14 protein-coding genes are annotated in these 17,185 nt (G+C 67.9%); 5 read left to right on the top strand and 9 right to left on the bottom strand.

Translation table 11 applies throughout. The annotated features are described in order from the left end of the window. Nucleotides 1-121 precede the first annotated feature (121 nt). From F3J10_RS01685 to F3J10_RS01675, 3 genes are all read right to left on the bottom strand, one after another. Nucleotides 122-913 carry an ROK family protein gene (locus F3J10_RS01685; protein ID WP_205200129.1) on the bottom strand — a complete coding sequence of 264 codons (792 nt, stop codon included), beginning with the start codon at nucleotides 911-913 and terminating at the stop codon, nucleotides 122-124. 103 nt (nucleotides 914-1,016) lie between these two features. Next, nucleotides 1,017-2,696 (bottom strand): glucose-6-phosphate dehydrogenase, encoded by a 1,680-nt coding sequence (gene zwf, locus F3J10_RS01680; RefSeq protein WP_167240734.1) that lies wholly within the window; start codon nucleotides 2,694-2,696, stop codon nucleotides 1,017-1,019. A 254-nt stretch (nucleotides 2,697-2,950) separates the two neighbouring features. Further along, entirely contained in the window at nucleotides 2,951-3,295 is a 345-nt protein-coding gene (locus tag F3J10_RS01675) for a cupin domain-containing protein (RefSeq protein WP_013690335.1), read from the bottom strand. Between the two features lie 1,423 nt (nucleotides 3,296-4,718). On the opposite strand from F3J10_RS01675, the gene F3J10_RS01670 reads away from it, so the two are divergent. Further along, nucleotides 4,719-5,423, top strand: a complete 705-nt coding sequence (locus tag F3J10_RS01670; protein WP_025098523.1) for an autoinducer binding domain-containing protein — start codon at nucleotides 4,719-4,721, stop codon at nucleotides 5,421-5,423. Nucleotides 5,424-5,480: 57 nt separating this feature from the next. Here F3J10_RS01670 and F3J10_RS01665 read toward each other — a convergent pair whose 3' ends face one another. Both F3J10_RS01665 and F3J10_RS01660 read right to left on the bottom strand, forming a co-directional pair. Continuing rightward, nucleotides 5,481-6,314 carry an alpha/beta fold hydrolase gene (locus tag F3J10_RS01665; RefSeq protein WP_167231835.1) on the bottom strand — a complete coding sequence of 278 codons (834 nt, stop codon included), beginning with the start codon at nucleotides 6,312-6,314 and terminating at the stop codon, nucleotides 5,481-5,483. Nucleotides 6,315-6,352: 38 nt separating this feature from the next. Continuing rightward, the gene (locus tag F3J10_RS01660) at nucleotides 6,353-7,594 is read right to left on the bottom strand and encodes a cation:proton antiporter (protein WP_166911335.1); all 1,242 of its coding nucleotides are present in this window, start codon (nucleotides 7,592-7,594) and stop codon (nucleotides 6,353-6,355) included. A 355-nt stretch (nucleotides 7,595-7,949) separates the two neighbouring features. Between F3J10_RS01660 and F3J10_RS01655 the strand changes: the two genes are divergently transcribed. The 4 genes from F3J10_RS01655 to F3J10_RS01640 all read left to right on the top strand — a co-directional run bounded on the left by F3J10_RS01655 (nucleotide 7,950) and on the right by F3J10_RS01640 (nucleotide 11,663). After that, complete coding sequence (locus F3J10_RS01655) at nucleotides 7,950-9,437, top strand: amino acid adenylation domain-containing protein (protein ID WP_025098520.1); 1,488 nt, start codon at nucleotides 7,950-7,952, stop codon at nucleotides 9,435-9,437. Between the two features lie 29 nt (nucleotides 9,438-9,466). Next, a complete protein-coding gene (locus F3J10_RS01650; protein ID WP_166911337.1) occupies nucleotides 9,467-9,709 on the top strand; it encodes an acyl carrier protein in 243 nt (80 codons plus the stop codon). A 61-nt stretch (nucleotides 9,710-9,770) separates the two neighbouring features. After that, nucleotides 9,771-10,694, top strand: a complete 924-nt coding sequence (locus F3J10_RS01645; RefSeq protein WP_025098518.1) for a chlorinating enzyme — start codon at nucleotides 9,771-9,773, stop codon at nucleotides 10,692-10,694. 123 nt (nucleotides 10,695-10,817) lie between these two features. Further along, nucleotides 10,818-11,663, top strand: a complete 846-nt coding sequence (locus F3J10_RS01640; protein WP_025098517.1) for a TauD/TfdA family dioxygenase — start codon at nucleotides 10,818-10,820, stop codon at nucleotides 11,661-11,663. A 193-nt stretch (nucleotides 11,664-11,856) separates the two neighbouring features. Here F3J10_RS01640 and F3J10_RS01635 read toward each other — a convergent pair whose 3' ends face one another. The 4 genes from F3J10_RS01635 to F3J10_RS01620 form a co-directional block, all read right to left on the bottom strand. After that, nucleotides 11,857-13,101, bottom strand: coding sequence for an MFS transporter (locus tag F3J10_RS01635; RefSeq protein ID WP_167240732.1), 1,245 nt, complete (start codon nucleotides 13,099-13,101; stop codon nucleotides 11,857-11,859). 122 nt (nucleotides 13,102-13,223) lie between these two features. Continuing rightward, on the bottom strand, nucleotides 13,224-14,069 hold the full coding sequence (locus tag F3J10_RS01630; protein ID WP_167240730.1) for an alpha/beta fold hydrolase: 846 nt from the start codon (nucleotides 14,067-14,069) through the stop codon (nucleotides 13,224-13,226). Further along, nucleotides 14,066-16,492, bottom strand: a complete 2,427-nt coding sequence (locus F3J10_RS36600) for a GNAT family N-acetyltransferase (RefSeq protein WP_345791180.1) — start codon at nucleotides 16,490-16,492, stop codon at nucleotides 14,066-14,068. Before F3J10_RS36600 ends, F3J10_RS01630 begins: the two co-directional genes overlap by 4 nt. Nucleotides 16,493-16,510: 18 nt before the next feature. Then, the coding region (locus F3J10_RS01620) for a phosphopantetheine-binding protein (protein ID WP_345791179.1) at nucleotides 16,511-17,185 on the bottom strand (675 nt) is incomplete at its 5' end.

Genomic DNA, 17,185 nt, shown 5'->3' with positions numbered 1-17,185 from the left:
ACATAACGCGAATTAACGACAATTTGTGTGTAGTAGCTTTATAAAAATGTCGTGTTCTAGCCGTTTAGAAATGTCGTGTTCCAACCTCGATACGCCAGCTGGTTCCCCGCGAGACCAAGGCTCAGCGCGTCTCGCGCACCGAGCGCGGATGCCACAGCAGCGCGCCGCCCTCGATGCCGCGATCGTTCGGCACGGTCGCGACATTGGCCGGCAGCTCGAATTTGAGACGCGCGGCGTTGCCGCCGCCGATCCAGAGCTTGTCGAAATGCACGAGCGATTCGAGGATGCCGATCACCTTCTCGACGCGACGGTTCCACCGCGCGTTGCCGGCCTTGCGGCGCGCGGCGTCGCCGATGTATTCGTCGTACGCGTGCTTCTTGCTGACGCGATGATGGGCGAGTTCGAGATGCGGCATCAGCTCGCCGTCGCGAAACAGCGCCGTGCCCGCCCCGGTGCCGAGCGTCAGCACGAACTCGAGGCCGCGCCCCTCGATCGCCGCGAGCCCCTGCATCTCGGCATCGTTGATCATGCGCACGGCGGCGATGCCGAGCCGCTCCCCCAGCCTCGCCGCGAGCGGCACGTCGCGCCACTCGGGGCCACCCAGATGGGGCGCCGTCAGCACGTGGTTGTCGCGCACGAAGCCCGGAAAGCCGATCGAGACCTGCGCGACCGGATCGCGCGCCAGCAGCGGCGCGACCAGCCCGTGCAGCGTTTCGACCAGCAGGTCCGGCGGACATGGATGCGGCGTCGCCACCCGCACACGCTTGGAGCGCAGCGTGGCGTCGGCGTCGACGATCGCCGCCTTGAGACCGGAGCCGCCGATGTCGATCGACAGGGTCGGCCCGGCGTCGCGCGCGCCGGTGGAATCGGCCGCGTCATGCGGCTTGGTGCTCGGTTTCTTGCCTGGTTTCATGAAATGCGTCTCGCTGTTCGTCTCCATGGATTCGTACACCCGTTCGCCTCGCCGCACGCTCCGCCCTGCCTCGGCGAATACCTGCGCGCGCGGCGCGCGGGCCTCACGACGGGTCGTGCTGGCCGGCTTGCTCCGCCTTCGGCTTGTCCGGCTCGCCCGAGTTGTCCGGCTCGGGCCGCATGAGCGGCTGCCACGCGCGGCCGTCCCGCTCGATCAGCGCGTCGGCCTCGGCCGGCCCGTCGCTGCCCGCCGGATAGGCGTGCACCGGGATCGTCTCGCCGTCGGCCGGATGCAGCACACCCTCCACCGCCGCCCAGGTCGCCTCGATGCTGTCGGCGCGCTGGAACAGCGTCTCGTCGCCGAGCAGGCAATCGTAGAGCAAGGTTTCGTAGCCGACGTTCGCGCGCTCCGGAAAGAACGCATCGTAGTCGAACGACGAGCGCACCGCGCCGATCTGCATGACGGGCCCCGGCGTCTTCACGTTGAAATCGAAGCTCGTGCCGTGCGACGGGTCGATGCGCAGCGTCAGCACGTTCGGCGTGAGCGCGTCGGTGGGCGTGTCGCGGAACAGCCGGAACGGCACCTGTTTCAGCTGCACCGAGATTTCCGTGCGCCGCTCGCGCAGGCGCTTGCCGGTGCGCAGATAGAACGGCACGCCGGCCCAGCGCCAGTTGTCGATCTGCACGCGCGCCGCGGCGTAGGTTTCGGTGCCGCTGTCGGCCGCGACGTCCGGCTCGTCGCGATAGGCCACGCCGGCCGGGCCCGCCGCGTACTGGCCGAACACCACGTCGCGCGGTGTCAGCGGCTTCAGCGCGTCGAAAATCTCGGCCTTCTTGTCGCGCACGGCGTGCGCGTCGAACGAATTCGGCGGCTCCATCGCGACCATGCCGAGCAACTGGAACAGATGGTTCGGCACCATGTCGCGGAACGCGCCGGTCTGTTCGTAGAAGCTGCCGCGCCGCTCCACGCCGATCACCTCCGACGCGGTGATCTGCACGCTGTCGATGTATTCGCGCCGCCAGACCGGCTCGAACAAGGCGTTCGCGAAGCGCACGGCGAGAATGCTCTGCACCGTCTCCTTGCCGAGAAAGTGGTCGATCCGGTAGATCTGCGATTCGCGCACGAAGCTCAGCAGATGCTGGTTCAGATCGCGCGCCGAGGCGAGGTCGTCGCCGAACGGCTTTTCGATCACGATCCGGCGAAACGGGCCGTCGCCGTCGCCGCGTTCCTCCAGCAGGCCGGCGTGGCCCAAGCGCTCGACGATCGGCTTGAAGAAGCGCCCGCTCACCGCGAGGTAGAACACCACGTTGCCCTGGCCGCCCTCGCCTTCGTCCTTGCCTGCGCCGAGCCGTTTCGCGAGACGCTGGTAAGCGCCGTCGTCCTCGAAATCGCCCGCCATGTACTCCAGGCGCTGCGCGACCCAGTTCCAGGCCTTGTCGTCGAGCTTGCCGGCGTGGAAGGTGCTCGCCTTGTCGGCGGCGAGTTTCTGCAGCGCCGTATGCAGATCGTCGCGCCACGCGTCGGTCTCGCGCTCGCCGTGATTGACGCCGACGATCCGCATGCCGTCGTCGAGCAGCCCGTCCACCGCGAGGTTGTACAGGGCGGGCATCAGCAGGCGGCTCGTCAGGTCGCCGCCGGCGCCGAAGATCACCAGCGTGCACGGCGGCGCGCGGTGTCGACCGGCCGCCGAGGCGGGCGCGCCGGCCGCCGGCGTGGGCAGCTTGGCGCTCGCGGACGCGCCGGATTGATCGGGGGACTGGGGAGTGGAATCGTGGGTCGGCATGATCTCGTCGAGGCGGGGTGGAGCTGGACGGAGAAGCAAGCCGGATACCTGAAAGGAATAGGCGCTCGACGGGTTTGGGAAGCCTTGCGGCGCGGTGTCGGCCGGCCTGACATCCCGCGACGCTTCGGATGGAAAAAACTACAAACGGGTTCTTGATTCGACCGTATCGCGATCGACGATGCGCAACCACGCGGCGACCGAAGCGATGCCGCGAGAATCCGCGGCTCGCCTGGATCGCGCCGCGTCGCGTTCGTTCAGGCAAAGACGAAGTACTTGCGCACCGTCTCCACCACCTCCCAGGTTCCTTTCATGCCGGGCTCGATCACGAACACGTCGCCGCCCTTCAGATGCACCGGCGCCTCGCCTTCCGGCGTGATGATGCAATAGCCTTCGAGGAAGTGACAGAATTCCCACTTCTCGTAGTTCACCTCGAACTTGCCCGGCGTGCAGATCCACGTGCCCATGATCTTGCTGCCGTCCTTGGACAGGTAGGCGTTGAGATTCACGGTGTGCGGATCGCCACCGATGCGCTTCCACTTCGTGGCATCAACGACCGGCATCGGGCAGGTTTCGCGCAGAACGGTAATGAAGTCAGACATGTCGTGTGGGTCCAAACGGGCTGGTGGGAAGGCCTTCACGGTAGTGAAAAACCGCTGGCGGTGCCGTTACGCGTCCGACGTCGATTTGTGGTTTTTCGACATCGGCGCGCGTGGGTCGGTGAACGGCCATGACATTGTTCGTTACGGCCGTCTCACTAGCGTGCGCGCGGCTGAGCAGCTCGGGCTCACCGAACATTCATCGACGACGCGAGCAACCGCCTGATCGACCTTCCGCGCAATGCCGATACGCGCACGCCCTCCCTCGCCCCCTTCCTTACATCCGCATTTCACCAAGCCATCGGCGGGCCTTGCCCGGCATTTTTCCAGCCTCGACATCGCGATATCGTCGAGGAGAAATACGATATTTTCCCTCGTCACTCGTAGCCATAGGAATCCATCCATATTTATTTCGAAGTGCTATTGAATCGATCCGGGCGACATGCAGTTCGGTATCCCAATTAAATCACGCGCCTCCTGACAAAGCATCTTTCCCTCGACATCACCGATCCGGCTCGAGCCATTCGACGGAAGGGCCACTGCCTCATCCCCTCGAATCATTGACAAAATCAAAACAAAGCTCGTATCAAAACCAGATATTTACATTCCGCCAAAATCCTGGCCTCCGAATCCGGTTTTGATGGCATCGCCGGCTCCCGTGGCAATCTTTTTGTTCGGAAATTCGTGATACGAAGGAATTTCTGGAGCTTCCGTATCTCAATGCAGGGATGCTTGATGAAAATTTTTCCGCCAATAAAAATAAGCTTATCTATCTTTCTTAAATTAAAATTTTCCCCTAGAGTAGCAATGCTTCGATCGCTGTGCTCGCGATCATGAACCTGAGATGAGTTGAGAGAAAATGAACAATTCCACCGTTGCATCCCGTCATGCAGATCCGACCCGATGCGGGATTAATCCCGACCCGTTTCTTGCCTCGATTAATCACGGCGTAACGCGTCGGTACGAGTCGAGGGCGCTCGTCGCGGGCAGCCGGAATATGTCGTCTCCACCACCCGCCTGGCCTGGCCGGGTCGCATGACGCGGCGCCGCCGCGACACTGCCGCGCGAGGTTCGTGCTGACGGGCCCGGCAAGGCTTCGGGTATCACGCACACACACAATCGAGCATCGACACTTGTGGAGCGTCGCCTCCAGGGAGGCGATTTCCCGGCTTCCTGAGCAAGCCTCGCATCCCGGTGGCGATTCAGCTTGCGATTCCGGCTTTTCGATCAGGACGCCTCGCACGTCGTGATTCAAAAACGACGCCTCGCGCGCCGTGGCTCGACGCGGCCTGAAATCTTTCCTTGATGCGCCGGCTCATTAATTGCCGGCGCTGACTTATATGTATTCCGATAACGATTTCCTCACGCTCCAATTCCATGGGCGAGGAAATTGAAGGATCTTCTGCATATCAATGCAAGGTGTCCAATGCAAGATTTTCTACAGATTTGGCTATACGAATTTTCCCGCATCGAGAAACCCCAGCATATCGGCTCCCTATTGGGCCGGGTCGCGGCAATACTCGGCTACGAGTTCGTGGCTTATGGAATAAGGCGGCCGTTTCCCCTGAGCAATCCTCCCTCGCTGACGGTATCGAACTATCCGGCTCGCTGGCAGGAGCGCTATCTGGGGCTGCGGCTCGCCGAGATCGACCCGGTCGTGCGGGCGGCGAACGCGAGCGACCGGCCGGTGGTGTGGTCGTCGCAGGGTAATGGATCGGACCAGGCGTTCTGGGAGGAGGCCTCGGCGTTCGGGCTCATGCACGGCTGGTCGTCGGCCACGCGCGGCGCGGAAGGCACGCTGGGCGTGCTGTCGCTGGCACGCGGCGGCAATGCGATCGACTCGGTCGAGCGCGATCGCAACGAACTGATCGTGCACTGGCTCGCCAACGCCGCGCACGCCGCGATGGCGCCATTCCTGCCCACGGCCGGCGAACCCGACGCCAATCTCACGCCGCGCGAAACCGACGTGCTGAAGTGGACCGCGGACGGCAAGACCGCCTATGAAATCTCGCGAATCCTCAGCATTTCGGAGAGCACCGTGAACTTCCACGTGAAGAACATCATGTCGAAGCTCGGTACCTCGAACAAGATCCAGGCCGTGGCGAAGGCGGCACTGACGGGCATGCTGTAAGGCTTGCCGGGGCGGGGCCGCGGCCCCTGCCCCACTGTCGCCGCGGAGCTCCGCGGCTCAGGCGGGCGCCGCTTCTCGCGCGCCCAGGAAGGCGCCGATGTGCGCGACGAGTTCCGGGTTGCCGCGGCACAGCTCGTAATGATCGCCGGCGACGCCCACGCTGCCCGCATGGCCGGGCAAGAGCGCGCCGATCGCCATCGACCCGGCCGCGGCGACATGCAGGTCACTGCCGGACACCACGGTCAGCGCAGGCTGCGCGACCTGCCGCGCCACCTCGGCCATGTCGATCGCGCGATACGCCAGATAGTTGATACCGTAGCGATGCAGGTGACGATCGGACGAGAACGGTTCGGTCACCTGGAACTCGTTGCGCGTTCGCTCGGCGCTCGCCGCGAGTTTCTCCTGGATCGAACCCGCGAGCGTGCGGCTGCGCGCTGCCAGTGACAGGAAGATGTCCATCTGGCGCTGGATATCGGTGGGTTCGGCGTGCGCCGTCGAGGGCAGGTACTCGCCGCCCACCAGCACCAGCCGCGAGATCGCCTCGGGCGCCAGCCTGGCCGCCAGCAGCGCGACACCGGCCCCCGAGCAATAGCCCAGCACGTCGGCGCGGGCGGCCGGCGCGGTGGCGCGGATCACGCTCGCCAGGTCGCGAGCATGCAGGCAGGCGTCGAACGCGCTGCTGTCCTCGTCGCGCTCCACGTCGAGCAGGAATCGCGATTCCCAGGTGATCACGTCGAAGCGCGCGTGCAGCGCCGCGTACGCACGTGACAGCATCGAGTGGCGCGCGCCGAACGGCAGCGCCACCACGACGGCGGGCATTCCCGCGCGAACGGCGGAGCGGAACACATTCAGCTCGCGTCCGTCGTCGGCGAAGATCGACTCTCGAATCATTCGAACCATCCCTTGCTAGGCGATCTGAGCGGCCGCGCTCAGGCCGGACGCAGCGCCGCGCGGCGCCACAGATGGACGAACGGAGTGGTCATCGCGGTCGTCGCGAGGGCAACCAGCAGCAGCACGGCGTACGCGCCCGGCGAGAGCGCATTCATCTGCAGTCCGGCTGACAGCACCACCAGCTCCACCAGCCCGCGCGTGTTCATCAGCGAGCCGACCAGCGCCGCATCGCGACGCGGCAGGCCGGACCAGCGCGCGCCGAGGTACGAGCCGCCGAACTTGCCGACGAAGGCCACCGCGAGGAACGGCACCAGCCAGCCCCACTGCGTGGCGCCATCGAAGGACTCGAAACTCACATGCAGCCCCGAATAGACGAAGAACACCGGCAGCAGCACCGCGTTCACGAATCCCTCGATCTGCCGCTCCCAATGCGCCTGGAGCCCGGGCACGCCGCGCAGCATCACGGCGGCGAGCAGCGCGCCGAACGCACTGTGCACGCCGATCGCGGTGGTCGCCCAAGCCGACACCATCACATAGGGCACCACCACGGCCAGCAGCGCGCCCGGCGAATCGCGCCGCGTCGCCTCGCCGGCGAGCGGCGCCACCACGAACTTCACGACGAGCTTCGAGACCGCGAGGAAGGCGGCGATGCCCGCCACCACGTGCCATGCGCCCGACAGGTCGGCCTTGGCCACGGAGATCGCCGACACGAAGGCCAGCATCACCCAGCCCGCCAGGTCGGTCAGCATCGCGGCGGACAGCGCGAGCATCGACGGCGGCGAGCCGACCAGGTCGGTGTCGGTCACGATGCGCACCATCACCGGCAGCGCGGAAACCGACAACGCCACGCCGCAGAACAGCGTATAGGGCAGCGCGGCGACCTGGGGCGCGAGCGTATCGTGCGACAGCCAGCCGATCGCGCAGCCGCCCGCGAGCGGCAGCAGCATGCCGATCGCGGCGACCTTCACGGCCGGCGGCGCGGCGCGGGACGCTGCGCGCCCGGCCTGCCGAGGATCGTCGCCGACCCGCAGGTGCAGGCCGATCTGGAACATCAGCATGATCACGCCGACCTCGCCGAGCTGGGTGAGCCCGGCCGACACGGCCGGCCCGAACAAGGCCGCCTGCAGGTTCGGATCGACCGCGCCGAGCACCGCCGGCCCCAGCACGATGCCTGCCGCCAGTTCGCCGACCACTCTTGCCTGGCCGACCCGCTGCGCGAGCCAGCCGAAGCACCCGCACGCGGCAACGATCAATGCCAGTTGAAACAGCCAGGTGACCATCCAGACGCTCCCTCGATTTGTATAGGTACGGTGCCGCGCAAGCCGTCGATTCAGCTGCCGCCACGGCACCGCAAGTACAAAACAAGCCGCGGTTCCCGGCAACTATCAACTCTGATAGGAGCGACCATCGCGGGCAAGGCATGCCGGTCCCACCTATAGAAGTTCATAGTTTTGCAAACCGATCGCATCGTCTCTAATGAGCGCAGTCATCCCGGGCGATCGGAAACGATCGTCGTCGCCATCGCCGGCGCGGCCCCGCCTGGGCCTTGGCGAGCACGGCAAGTCTCGATCCGGTGCCCGCTTCGCGGCGAGCATCGTTCGGCATCCTATTTTTATTTCGGGGAGATTCATCATCTTGACCTCCGTCAGCGTCAACCGGCTGTTCGATTCCCAAGCCCGCTTGCACCCCGATGCGATCGCCCTGTCGGGCGGCGCCACGCAGCTCACCTACGCGCAACTGGCGCGCTGCGCCGATCATCTCGCGCGACGCCTGGTCGAGGCCGGGGTCCGGCCGCTCGACCGCGTGCTGCTCTGCCTGCCCCGCTCGGTCGATGCGGTGATCGCGATGCTCGCCGTCGCCAAGACGGGCGCGGCGTTCGTGCCGGTCGATCCCGGCTATTCGGCTCCGGTCCTGCATGGCTATGCGCTCGACAGCGGCGCGCGCCACGCCCTGGTGCGCCCCGGCGACGGTGCGGCGCTGGGCGACGCGGTGCGGCTCGTCGAGGTGCACGACCTGGGCGCCGCGCGCGAGGCCGAGGCGCCCGTCATGGATGCCGGCCACGACGGCGAGGCGCCGGTCTACGTGATGTTCACCTCGGGCAGCACCGGTCGTCCGAAGGGCGTGATCGTGCCGCATCGCGGCGTGGTGCGGCTGGTACGCGACACCAACTACATCCGCATCGACGCGACCGACACGTTCGCCCTGCTCTCGCCCATCACCTTCGATGCCTCGACGTTCGAGATCTGGGGCGCGCTGCTCAACGGCGCGCGACTCGCGGTGTACGAGGAGCCGGGCTTCGATCCGAACGCGGTCGGCCGGCTGGTGGCCGAGCAGCACGTGACGGTGATGTGGCTGACGGCGGCGCTGTTCCATCTGGTGGCGCGCCGCTTCGTGCGACTGCTCGACGGCGTGCGCGTGTTGCTCGCCGGCGGCGACGTGCTGCACACGAAGGCGATCCACGCGGTATTCGACGCGCACCCGGACATCACCCTCGTCAACGGCTACGGGCCGACCGAGAACACCACCTTCACCTGCTGCCACGTGATGACCAACGCCGAGCGCCCGCATGGCTCGGTGCCGATCGGCCGCGGCATCACGGGCACCACGCTGTGGGTGCTCGACGACGCGCTGCGGCCCGTGCCCGACGGCTCGGAAGGCGAACTCTGCGTCGGTGGCGCGGGCGTCGCGCTCGGCTACCTGAACGCGCCCGAGGCAACGCGCGCCGCGTTCGTCGCCTGGCCGGACCAACCCGGCCCGCTGTATCGCACCGGCGATCGGGTGCGGCGCGGGCACGACGGCGTCGTCGAGTTTCTCGGCCGCAAGGACCGCCTGGTGAAGATCCGCGGCTATCGCGTCTCGCTCGACGAGCTGCAGAAAACGATCGCGGCGATTCCGGGCGTGGAAGAGGCGATCGTCTCGGTGTCGGAGGACACGCTCGGCGAGCGACGGCTCACCGCGACGCTGCAGGCCGCCGACGCCGGCCCCGAGCAGCAGGCCTTCGTGCGCCGCGAGCTGCGCAAGCGCGTGCCGCCGTTCCAGATTCCCGACGAGATCCATATCCATCCCCATCTGCCGTTGAACGCCAACGGCAAGCTCGACCGGCACCGTTTGCCGGCCGCATGACGAGCCCCCTGCCTATCCGGAGAGAAGCCATGACCAACACCATCGATATCACCGAAACCATCCAGGCGACTTGCCGCGAGCTGTTGAAGTTGCCCGATCTCGCTGCCGGCGAGGATTTCTTCGACCGCGGCGTCAGCTCGCTCACCGTGGTCGAGCTGCAACTGCGCATCGAGGAGCAGCTCTCGCTGCAGGTCGCCACCAGCAAGCTGATGGCCGCGCCGTCGATCGACGGCTGGGCGAATGCCTACCGCGACGCCGCCGCGGCGGCATGAGCGCCGGCGGCGCGTCCCGCCATTTCCCGCAACACCCGTCACTACCCGAGGAGGCACTCCCATGTCGCAATTCAAACTGACGCCCGAGGACATCGCGCGTTTCCGAGAACAAGGCTATCTCGGCCCGTTCAAGCTGTATTCGGAGGACGAGGCGCGCGAGCGCTATCGCCAGATCCGCGCGCAGCTGTTCGATCGCGAGTACGCGATCTACGACCTGCCCGCCACCAGCCCGATCGCGAACTACGATCGCCACCTCGACGTGAACCTGCTCAGCGAGCACGTCATGCGCGCGGAGATCGTGCAGAAGCTCAATGCGATCCTCGGCCCCGACCTCATCTGCTGGCGCTCCGAGATGTTCCCGAAGTATCCCGGCGACGAGGGCACCGACTGGCACCAGGCCGACACCTTCGCGCATGCTTCCGGCAAACCGCAGGTGGTGTGGCCCGGCGACGGCCGCTTCGGCGGCGCCATCACGGTCTGGACCGCGCTCACCGATTGCGACGAGGAAAACGGCTGCCTGCGCTTCGTGCCCGGCACCCACGAGGAGATGTTCTACGACGAGGCGAAGAAGATGGCATTCGACCCGTCGAACATCAACGCGCTGGAGAAGGACGGCATCAAGCGCGGCTTCTTCGGCTACGACTATCGCAGCCTGCAGAAGGATCCGGACTGGAAGCCCGACGAAGGCGCGGCCGTGTCGCTCAAGATGAAGGCCGGCGAATTCGTGATCTTCTGGTCGACGCTGATGCACTCGTCGTTCCCGAACTCGACCAAGGACCGCACCCGCCTCGGCTATGCCTGCCGCTACGTGCCGACCTCGGTGCAGATCTACCCCGACACCGATACCGTCAGCGAGTACGGCAGCGAGGTCCGGCTCGACAACTACGGCGTCGTGCTGGTGTCCGGCGAGGACCATTTCGACCACAATCGCCGCGTCACGACCAACGCACGCGGCCTGCCGTTCCTGCAGAAGGTCGAGGCCTGATCGCCGCGCGCGGCGCACCGCGGCGCGGCCAGCCCTGGCTCGCCCGCCGCGCCGCGCGCCGGACGGGGTTCGTGCCCCGGCTCCTCCCATCCCCCCGGCGTCATCCGCCAGCCAGGATTCCGAATGAAAGTGACCCCCTTGTCGTCCGCGCTCGGTGCCGAAGTCCGCGGCATCGACCTGACCCAGCCCTTGTCCGCGCAAACGCGCGATGAACTCATCGGCCTGCTCACCGAGCACCAGTTGCTGGTGTTTCCCGGCCTGCACCTGTCGAGCGAGCAGCAGATCGAGGCTAGCCGCAATTTCGGCGCGCTCGAGCCGCATCCGATGACCACCAATACCTCGCCCTACCCTGAAATGACGGTGGTCTCGAACGTGACGACCGACGGCAAGCCGCTCGGCTATCCGACGCCGCCGTTCCAGCTCTGGCATTCCGACCTCTGCTACCTCGAGCGTCCCGCGAAGATGACCCTGTTCTACGCCGAGTCGGTGCCCGAGCAGCATGGCGACACCTGGTTCGCGAACATGTTTCGCGCCTACGACACGCTGCCCGAGGACCTGAAGGCCGCGCTGGACGGCCGCAATGCCGTCTTCAGCCTCGACGGCAGCCTGGTGAAGCGTTGCCGCAAGATCGGCTTCGACCTCAACATCGCCGCCGACGACTTCAAGCCGACCGTCTCGCATCCGGCCATCCGGGTCCATCCGGAATCGCTGCGCCGCTCGATCTTCGTCAACTGGGCCCATACCGACAGCGTGGAAGGCTATACGCCCGAGCAGAGCGAGGCGCTGCTGGAGCGCGTGTTCGCGCATTGCCTGAACGAGGACTTCATCTACCGCCACCGCTACACGGCGGGCGAACTGGTGATCTGGGACAACGCCTCGGTGATCCACACCAATTCCCCGCATGTTCCCGTGGGCAACCGCATCATGCGCCGCGTGATGGTGACCGGGCAGGCCCCGTTCTACCAATAGGCAGGCCGACATGCCGGCGCCCGATGCCTGGGCGCCGGGGCCGGCGGTACCTGCCACCGGCCCTTCGCTTCAACTCCCTCGTTTCAACTCCCTCGCTTCGATTCCTTCGCTTCGACTCCCATCCCGCGCCTTCCCCCTCTTCGCGTTCCCCGGCCTTCCTCGGCCGCCGGCCTCACCTTCACCGGCCTCACCTTCATCGCTCACCGCTCGCGACCGTCTGCTCGGCCCCGACCAGGGCGCCCTCGTCGGGCTCGACGCCGTCGGCCGCGGGCACGCAGGCGATGACCGCCGCGAGCGCCGCGACGGCGGCGATCAGCAGGCCGAGCGCCGAGGCCGACTGCCATTGCATCAGCGTCGCGAAGCTGGCCACGCCGGCGGCGATCATGAACTGCTGCACGCTGCAGATGGTCGACGCTTCGTCCGCGTGTTCACGAAAGCAGTACAGGGCCGCGGCGAAGTTCGGCGCGATCAGCATGCCGGTGCCGAACATCACGAGCGCGAAGGCCGCCGTCATCGGCACCACCGGTTCGGCGAGGGTGGCGGCCATGGCCACCGCGAACCCGCCCAGCAAGGCACAGGCGCAGGCGAGCCGGGTCCGGCTGGCCTCGCCGAGGCGGCGGCCGGCGGCCGGCGCGAGCAGCGAGCCGGCGATTTCGAGCACGCCGCAGCAGCAGAAGGCGATCGAGAATTCGTTCTGACTGAGGCCGTAGGTGCCGAGCAGGATGCCGGGCAGGAACGAGAAGAAGCAGAAATTGATGGTCGTGCCGATCGCGCAGAGCAGCGCATGGCGCCAGAAGCGCGAGGCGCCGAGGATGCGCGCATAGACCTCGCGCGACGGCCGCCGCGCGTCCTGGTCGCCGAGCCCGAAACGTGCCGCCGGCTGGCGCGCGAAAAACAGCGTGGTGGCCACCGAGACCGCGAGCAGCAACAGGAATACCGCGCGCCACGAGCCGCTCAGCTGCAGCGCTTGCGAGCCGATCACCGGCCCGGCCAGCGGCGCGGCGGTCACCGCCACCGTCAACAGCGTCGTGCCGCGCAGGTTGTCGGCGCGGTCGCGCGCCTGGTCGGCGATCGCCGCGTACGAGAGCGAGACGCAGATCGCGGCGGCCGCGCCCTGCACCACCCGGCAGGCGATGAACAGCGCGATCGACGAGGTCGCGGCGCAGCCCGCCGTGGCCAGCGTGAAGGCGCCCAGTGCGAGGCGGATCGCCCGGCCGCGCCCGAGGCGGCGGGACAGCTCGCCGATCGCGAACTGGGTGGCGCCCAGCGAGACCACGAAGGCGCTCAGGGTCAGCTGGAGCTGGTTGGGGCTCGCGCCCAGCGCGTCGCGCAAGGCATCGAGCGCGGGCAGGTAGAGGTCCATCGACAACTGGCCCAGCATGACGACGGGCACCAGGATCCAGACGATGGACGACGGGGAATTCGAACGCAGGCTCATGGGAACGCGTCTCGCGAGGAAGGAGGATACAAGCGGATGGAGGGGCGAGCGCCACCGGGCCGCCCCGGTCCGGCGGGCGGCCCGGGCGCGTCCGGGACTCGGCGATTCAGGCCATCAAGGGATCAACGGATCGGCTCGGTCGCGGCCTCGAGCGTGAGCGCGGCGAGCGCCGCGGCGTGCCGCTCGATATAGAAGTGATCGCCGTCGAAGTCGTGACGCGAGCAGGCTCCCTCGGTGAGGGTCGCCCAGGTGCGCAGCCCGGGTTCGGTCACGCTCGGATCGGCGCGCCCGCTGCACACCACGATCGGGCAGCGCAGGCGCGGGCGGCCGCTGCGGAACGCGTAGGACTCGTAGAGCCGGAAATCGCAGCGCAGCACGCTCATGAAATAGCGCATCGACGCGGGTATCTGCGCGATCTCGGCGGGCATGCCGTTCAACGCATGCACCGCAGCGCTGAACGCCGCGTCGTCGAGGTGCGCGATGTGCTCCTCCTCGGCGATCGTGGGCGGCGCGGACAAGCCCGAGACCACCAGCCGCGTGACCGGATCGACGCCGCCGGCGCGCCGGGCGGTGTGATTGACGCGCATCGCCAGCTCATAGGCGATCAGCGCGCCGAAGCTGTGGCCAAACAGGATGGGGGGCGGCGCGGGCAGCGCGAGATACTCCACGGCGATCTCGTCGAGCAGCGCATCGAGGTCGGTGGCCGCCGGCTCGTCGGCGCGTGCGCCGCGCCCCGGCAGCTGCACGCCGGAGATGCCGACACCCGCCGGGAGATGCGGCTTCCAGGCGTAGAAGCGCTCGATGCTCGCGCCGGCCCAAGGGATGCAGAGCAGATGCGCGGCGCCCTGCTCGGGCGCCAGCAGCGTGCGGATCGCGTGGCGGCGGCGCGCCGGCGTCGGGGCGGATGCCGCCGGCGCCACGCCGGGCGCGGCACGCGGCGGGTCGAGTCGGACCAGGCGGCTCGTCATCGTGCGTCTCCCGTCGCCGCGGCGAGCGCGCCGCGATTCGAATGGACCTGGAACGTGCAGACTTCGCGAAAGCCGAGCCGGCGATAGACGCCGAGGCCGTCCGGCGAGGCCTGCAGCGCGGCGCGGCGCGCGCCGAAGCGCTCGCGCGCATCGCGCAGCACCGCCTGCAGCGCGACGGTGCCGAGCCCTCGCCGGCGCCGCGCCTGCGAGGTGCTGACGTCGAACACATGGGCGACCTCGTCGGCCAGGTAGATCGCGACGGTGCAAACCGGCTGCCCGTCCAGCTCGCCGACATAGAGCTTGAGCGGTTCGTCGGCCGCCAGGCCGAGATCGGCGGCGTGCCGGTAGAACGTCTCGACGCAGGGATCCGGCGGCACGAACAGCGCACCGATCAGCGCGCCGAAGCTCGCGATGTCGCCGCCCTCGCCGATCTGCCTGACCCGGAAACCGCTCGGCGCGCCGATTTCGGGCAGCACGGCCAGGTCGGCGAGCATGCCGACATCGGTCTCCTCGTGCTCGAAGCCCACCTCGGCCAGCGCACGCCGCAGCGAATCGTCGGTCGCGCGATCGCACACCCACCACGCGGCGGGCAATCCCGCCTTGCCGAAGCCGCCCGCGATTTCCGCGATGCGCTCGGGATGCGTGAGCGCGCCGGGCGCGCTGATCACGAGATTGAAGGTGTCGGTCGGCAAGCCGCTGTTCACGACCTGGTGGCCGTCCTGCTCATACACCCGCATCGCGGCGCCGATGCGGCGCGGCAGGTAGCCGTTCTTGTGCTTCATGCCCTCGATCAGGGTGGCCAGCTCGGCCTCGGGCGCGCCCTGGTCGGCCGCCGGCGCGCGCAGCGTGATGTCCACGCAGCCGTTGAGCAGGCAGGCCTCGACGCCGGCCTGATGGCAGGCCTCGATCATCTTGCGCGCCTCGCGCATGGCGAGCGAGGTCTCGTCGTATTCGAGGCTGCTGATGAAGGTGAGCCAGGGCTCCTGCGCCATCGCGTAGATGAACACGCGCTGCGCCCCGATGATCCGCGCGAGCCGGAACCCCGCGGCGGAATCGGAGCCGTTCAGGCGCCGGCTCTCGTCCATCGAGCGCGCGATGCGGGTGTCCAGCATCGAGCCGTACAGCCAGGAGACCGGCGCGCCCTCGCACTCCATGCCGATGAACAGCGTGTCGATGCGCCCGTAGCGCGCGCGGATCCGTTCGTAGAGCCGATCGTCGAGATTGTTGCTGTCGGCCACCATCAGCACGCGCCGCTGCGGCGTTTCCACCAGGAAGCCGAGCTTGCTGCGGATGTCCAGGTCGCCATGCTCGCCGAGGAACGGCACCGCGTGCAGCGTGCCGTTGCGCAGCGGCAGCGCATCGAATTCGCTCATCACCACCACGTTCGCGAAGCCGAGCGCCTGCGCGACGTGCTTCATCGACGGATCCATCAACTGGCCGTAGGTGTTCTGCGGCAACACGATGGTCTTCACGCGGTCGCGCAGCTGCAGCAGCGTCTCGAGCACGAAGTGGTCGTGATGCGAGTGCGTGATCACCACGTAGTCGATCACCTCGGGCAGGTCCTCGTAGGTGAAGCGCGGCGACTGGCCGTCGAAGGCGTAGCTGACCAGCGGATCGAACAGCAGGTTCTCCGCGCCGGTCTGCACCAGCACGCAGGCGTGGCCGAAATAGCGCACGCGCGGCTCGTGGGGCTCATTGCGCGGCGCCGGCGGCGGCTCGCTGGTGAACAGCGCGGCCAGCGCCTCCATCTCGGTGCCGGGCGCGCGGCGCGCGAGCAGCGCGTCGAACTGGTCCTGGTCCAGCCCGTGCCGGCGTGCCGCGGTCAAGGCGATCGCGAGCGGATCGGCGAACGGCAGGTCGAGCAGCACGTCGCCGCTCGACGGCAGGCGCGGCGTGCTCAGGCAGAACGGCCGGCTGTCGTCGGACTGCGGCGCGAGCGCGAACGACTGCAGCGCGCGCGCCTCGTAGGCGTCGTAGAACAAGGCTTCCATCAGGCGCGGATAGGCGTGGTTGCCGCGTTGATACGCCAGCTCGACCAGGCCGCGCAGGCGCTGCGGCAAGCGCGCGTAGAAGGCGTTGAGCGTGTGGCCGTCGGCCTCCTTGAGCGTGAGGGCGAGCGCGTCGAGGTCGTCGGCCAGGCCGAGCAGCGCCGCGCCGTCGGCGCGCGTGCTGTCGATCAGCGCCTGCATCGCCGGCACGTCGTCGACGGCGAGCCCCTGGGCGAACGGGCCGCCGCGCATGCGCGGATCGTCGGCCGCCTTGCCGTGCAGCGCGGGATGCTGGACGAACGAGGCCATGATGGCGAGGTGGTGTCGTGTCAGGTACGCGGCGGTCGGCGGATAGACGAGCCAGGGATTGGCGTGCCAGCGATTCACCAGCGGCTCGATCTTGACGTGCTTCTTCAGGAAGTATCGGGTTGTCACGGCTCTCTCTCGTTGATCTTATAGGTTGTCGAATTGCTCGGCCTCGAATGCCGGCGCCGGCGTCGAGGCCGCCGCGGGGGCATGCGCGAGGCCGGCCGCGAGCCCCAGGCGCTCGCCCAGCAGGCGCGTCTGTCCGGCCACGCTCGGGGCGTCGTAGCAGTCCACCACCTGCATCGGCAGCGCGTGCGTCGCGCTCAGCTGCGCCACGCACTGCGCGACGGTCAGCGAGTTCGCGCCCTGTTCGAACACGTTGTCGATGCCGCGCAGCGCGGGTTGCCCGAGCAGCCCGCGCCATTGCGCGAGCAGCAGCGCTTCGAGCGCGATCAGGCTGGCGGGCGGCGCACTGGTGGCCGCTTTCCCGGTGCCGGCGGTGCCGCCGGCGTCGCTCGTGCGCCCCGCCTCGATCCAGTGGCGCTGCCGCTCGAACCGGTAGGTCGGCACCGCCACCGGCGGCCGGACCCGCGGGCCGGCCGAGGCACGGAAGTCTAGCGCAATACCGGCGCGCCACAGTAATATTTGTAAGTCGATTTCGGCCCGTGCCGGCTGCGCTTCGTCGCTCCCCAGGCCGGCGCCGTCGGCGCCCCTCACGCGCCACGCGCCGTCGTGCACGTCCAGGCGCAGCGGCGATGCATCGTCGTGCCGGATGCCGAGCGCGGCGAGCCGGGCCGCCAGCGCATCGGGCTGGCCGCCCGA

The sequence above is a fragment of the Burkholderia sp. Cy-637 genome (assembly GCF_011753175.1).
GTDB classification, from domain to species: Bacteria; Pseudomonadota; Gammaproteobacteria; order Burkholderiales; family Burkholderiaceae; genus Burkholderia; species Burkholderia gladioli.
This window is presented reverse-complemented; position numbering and strand designations above follow the sequence as displayed.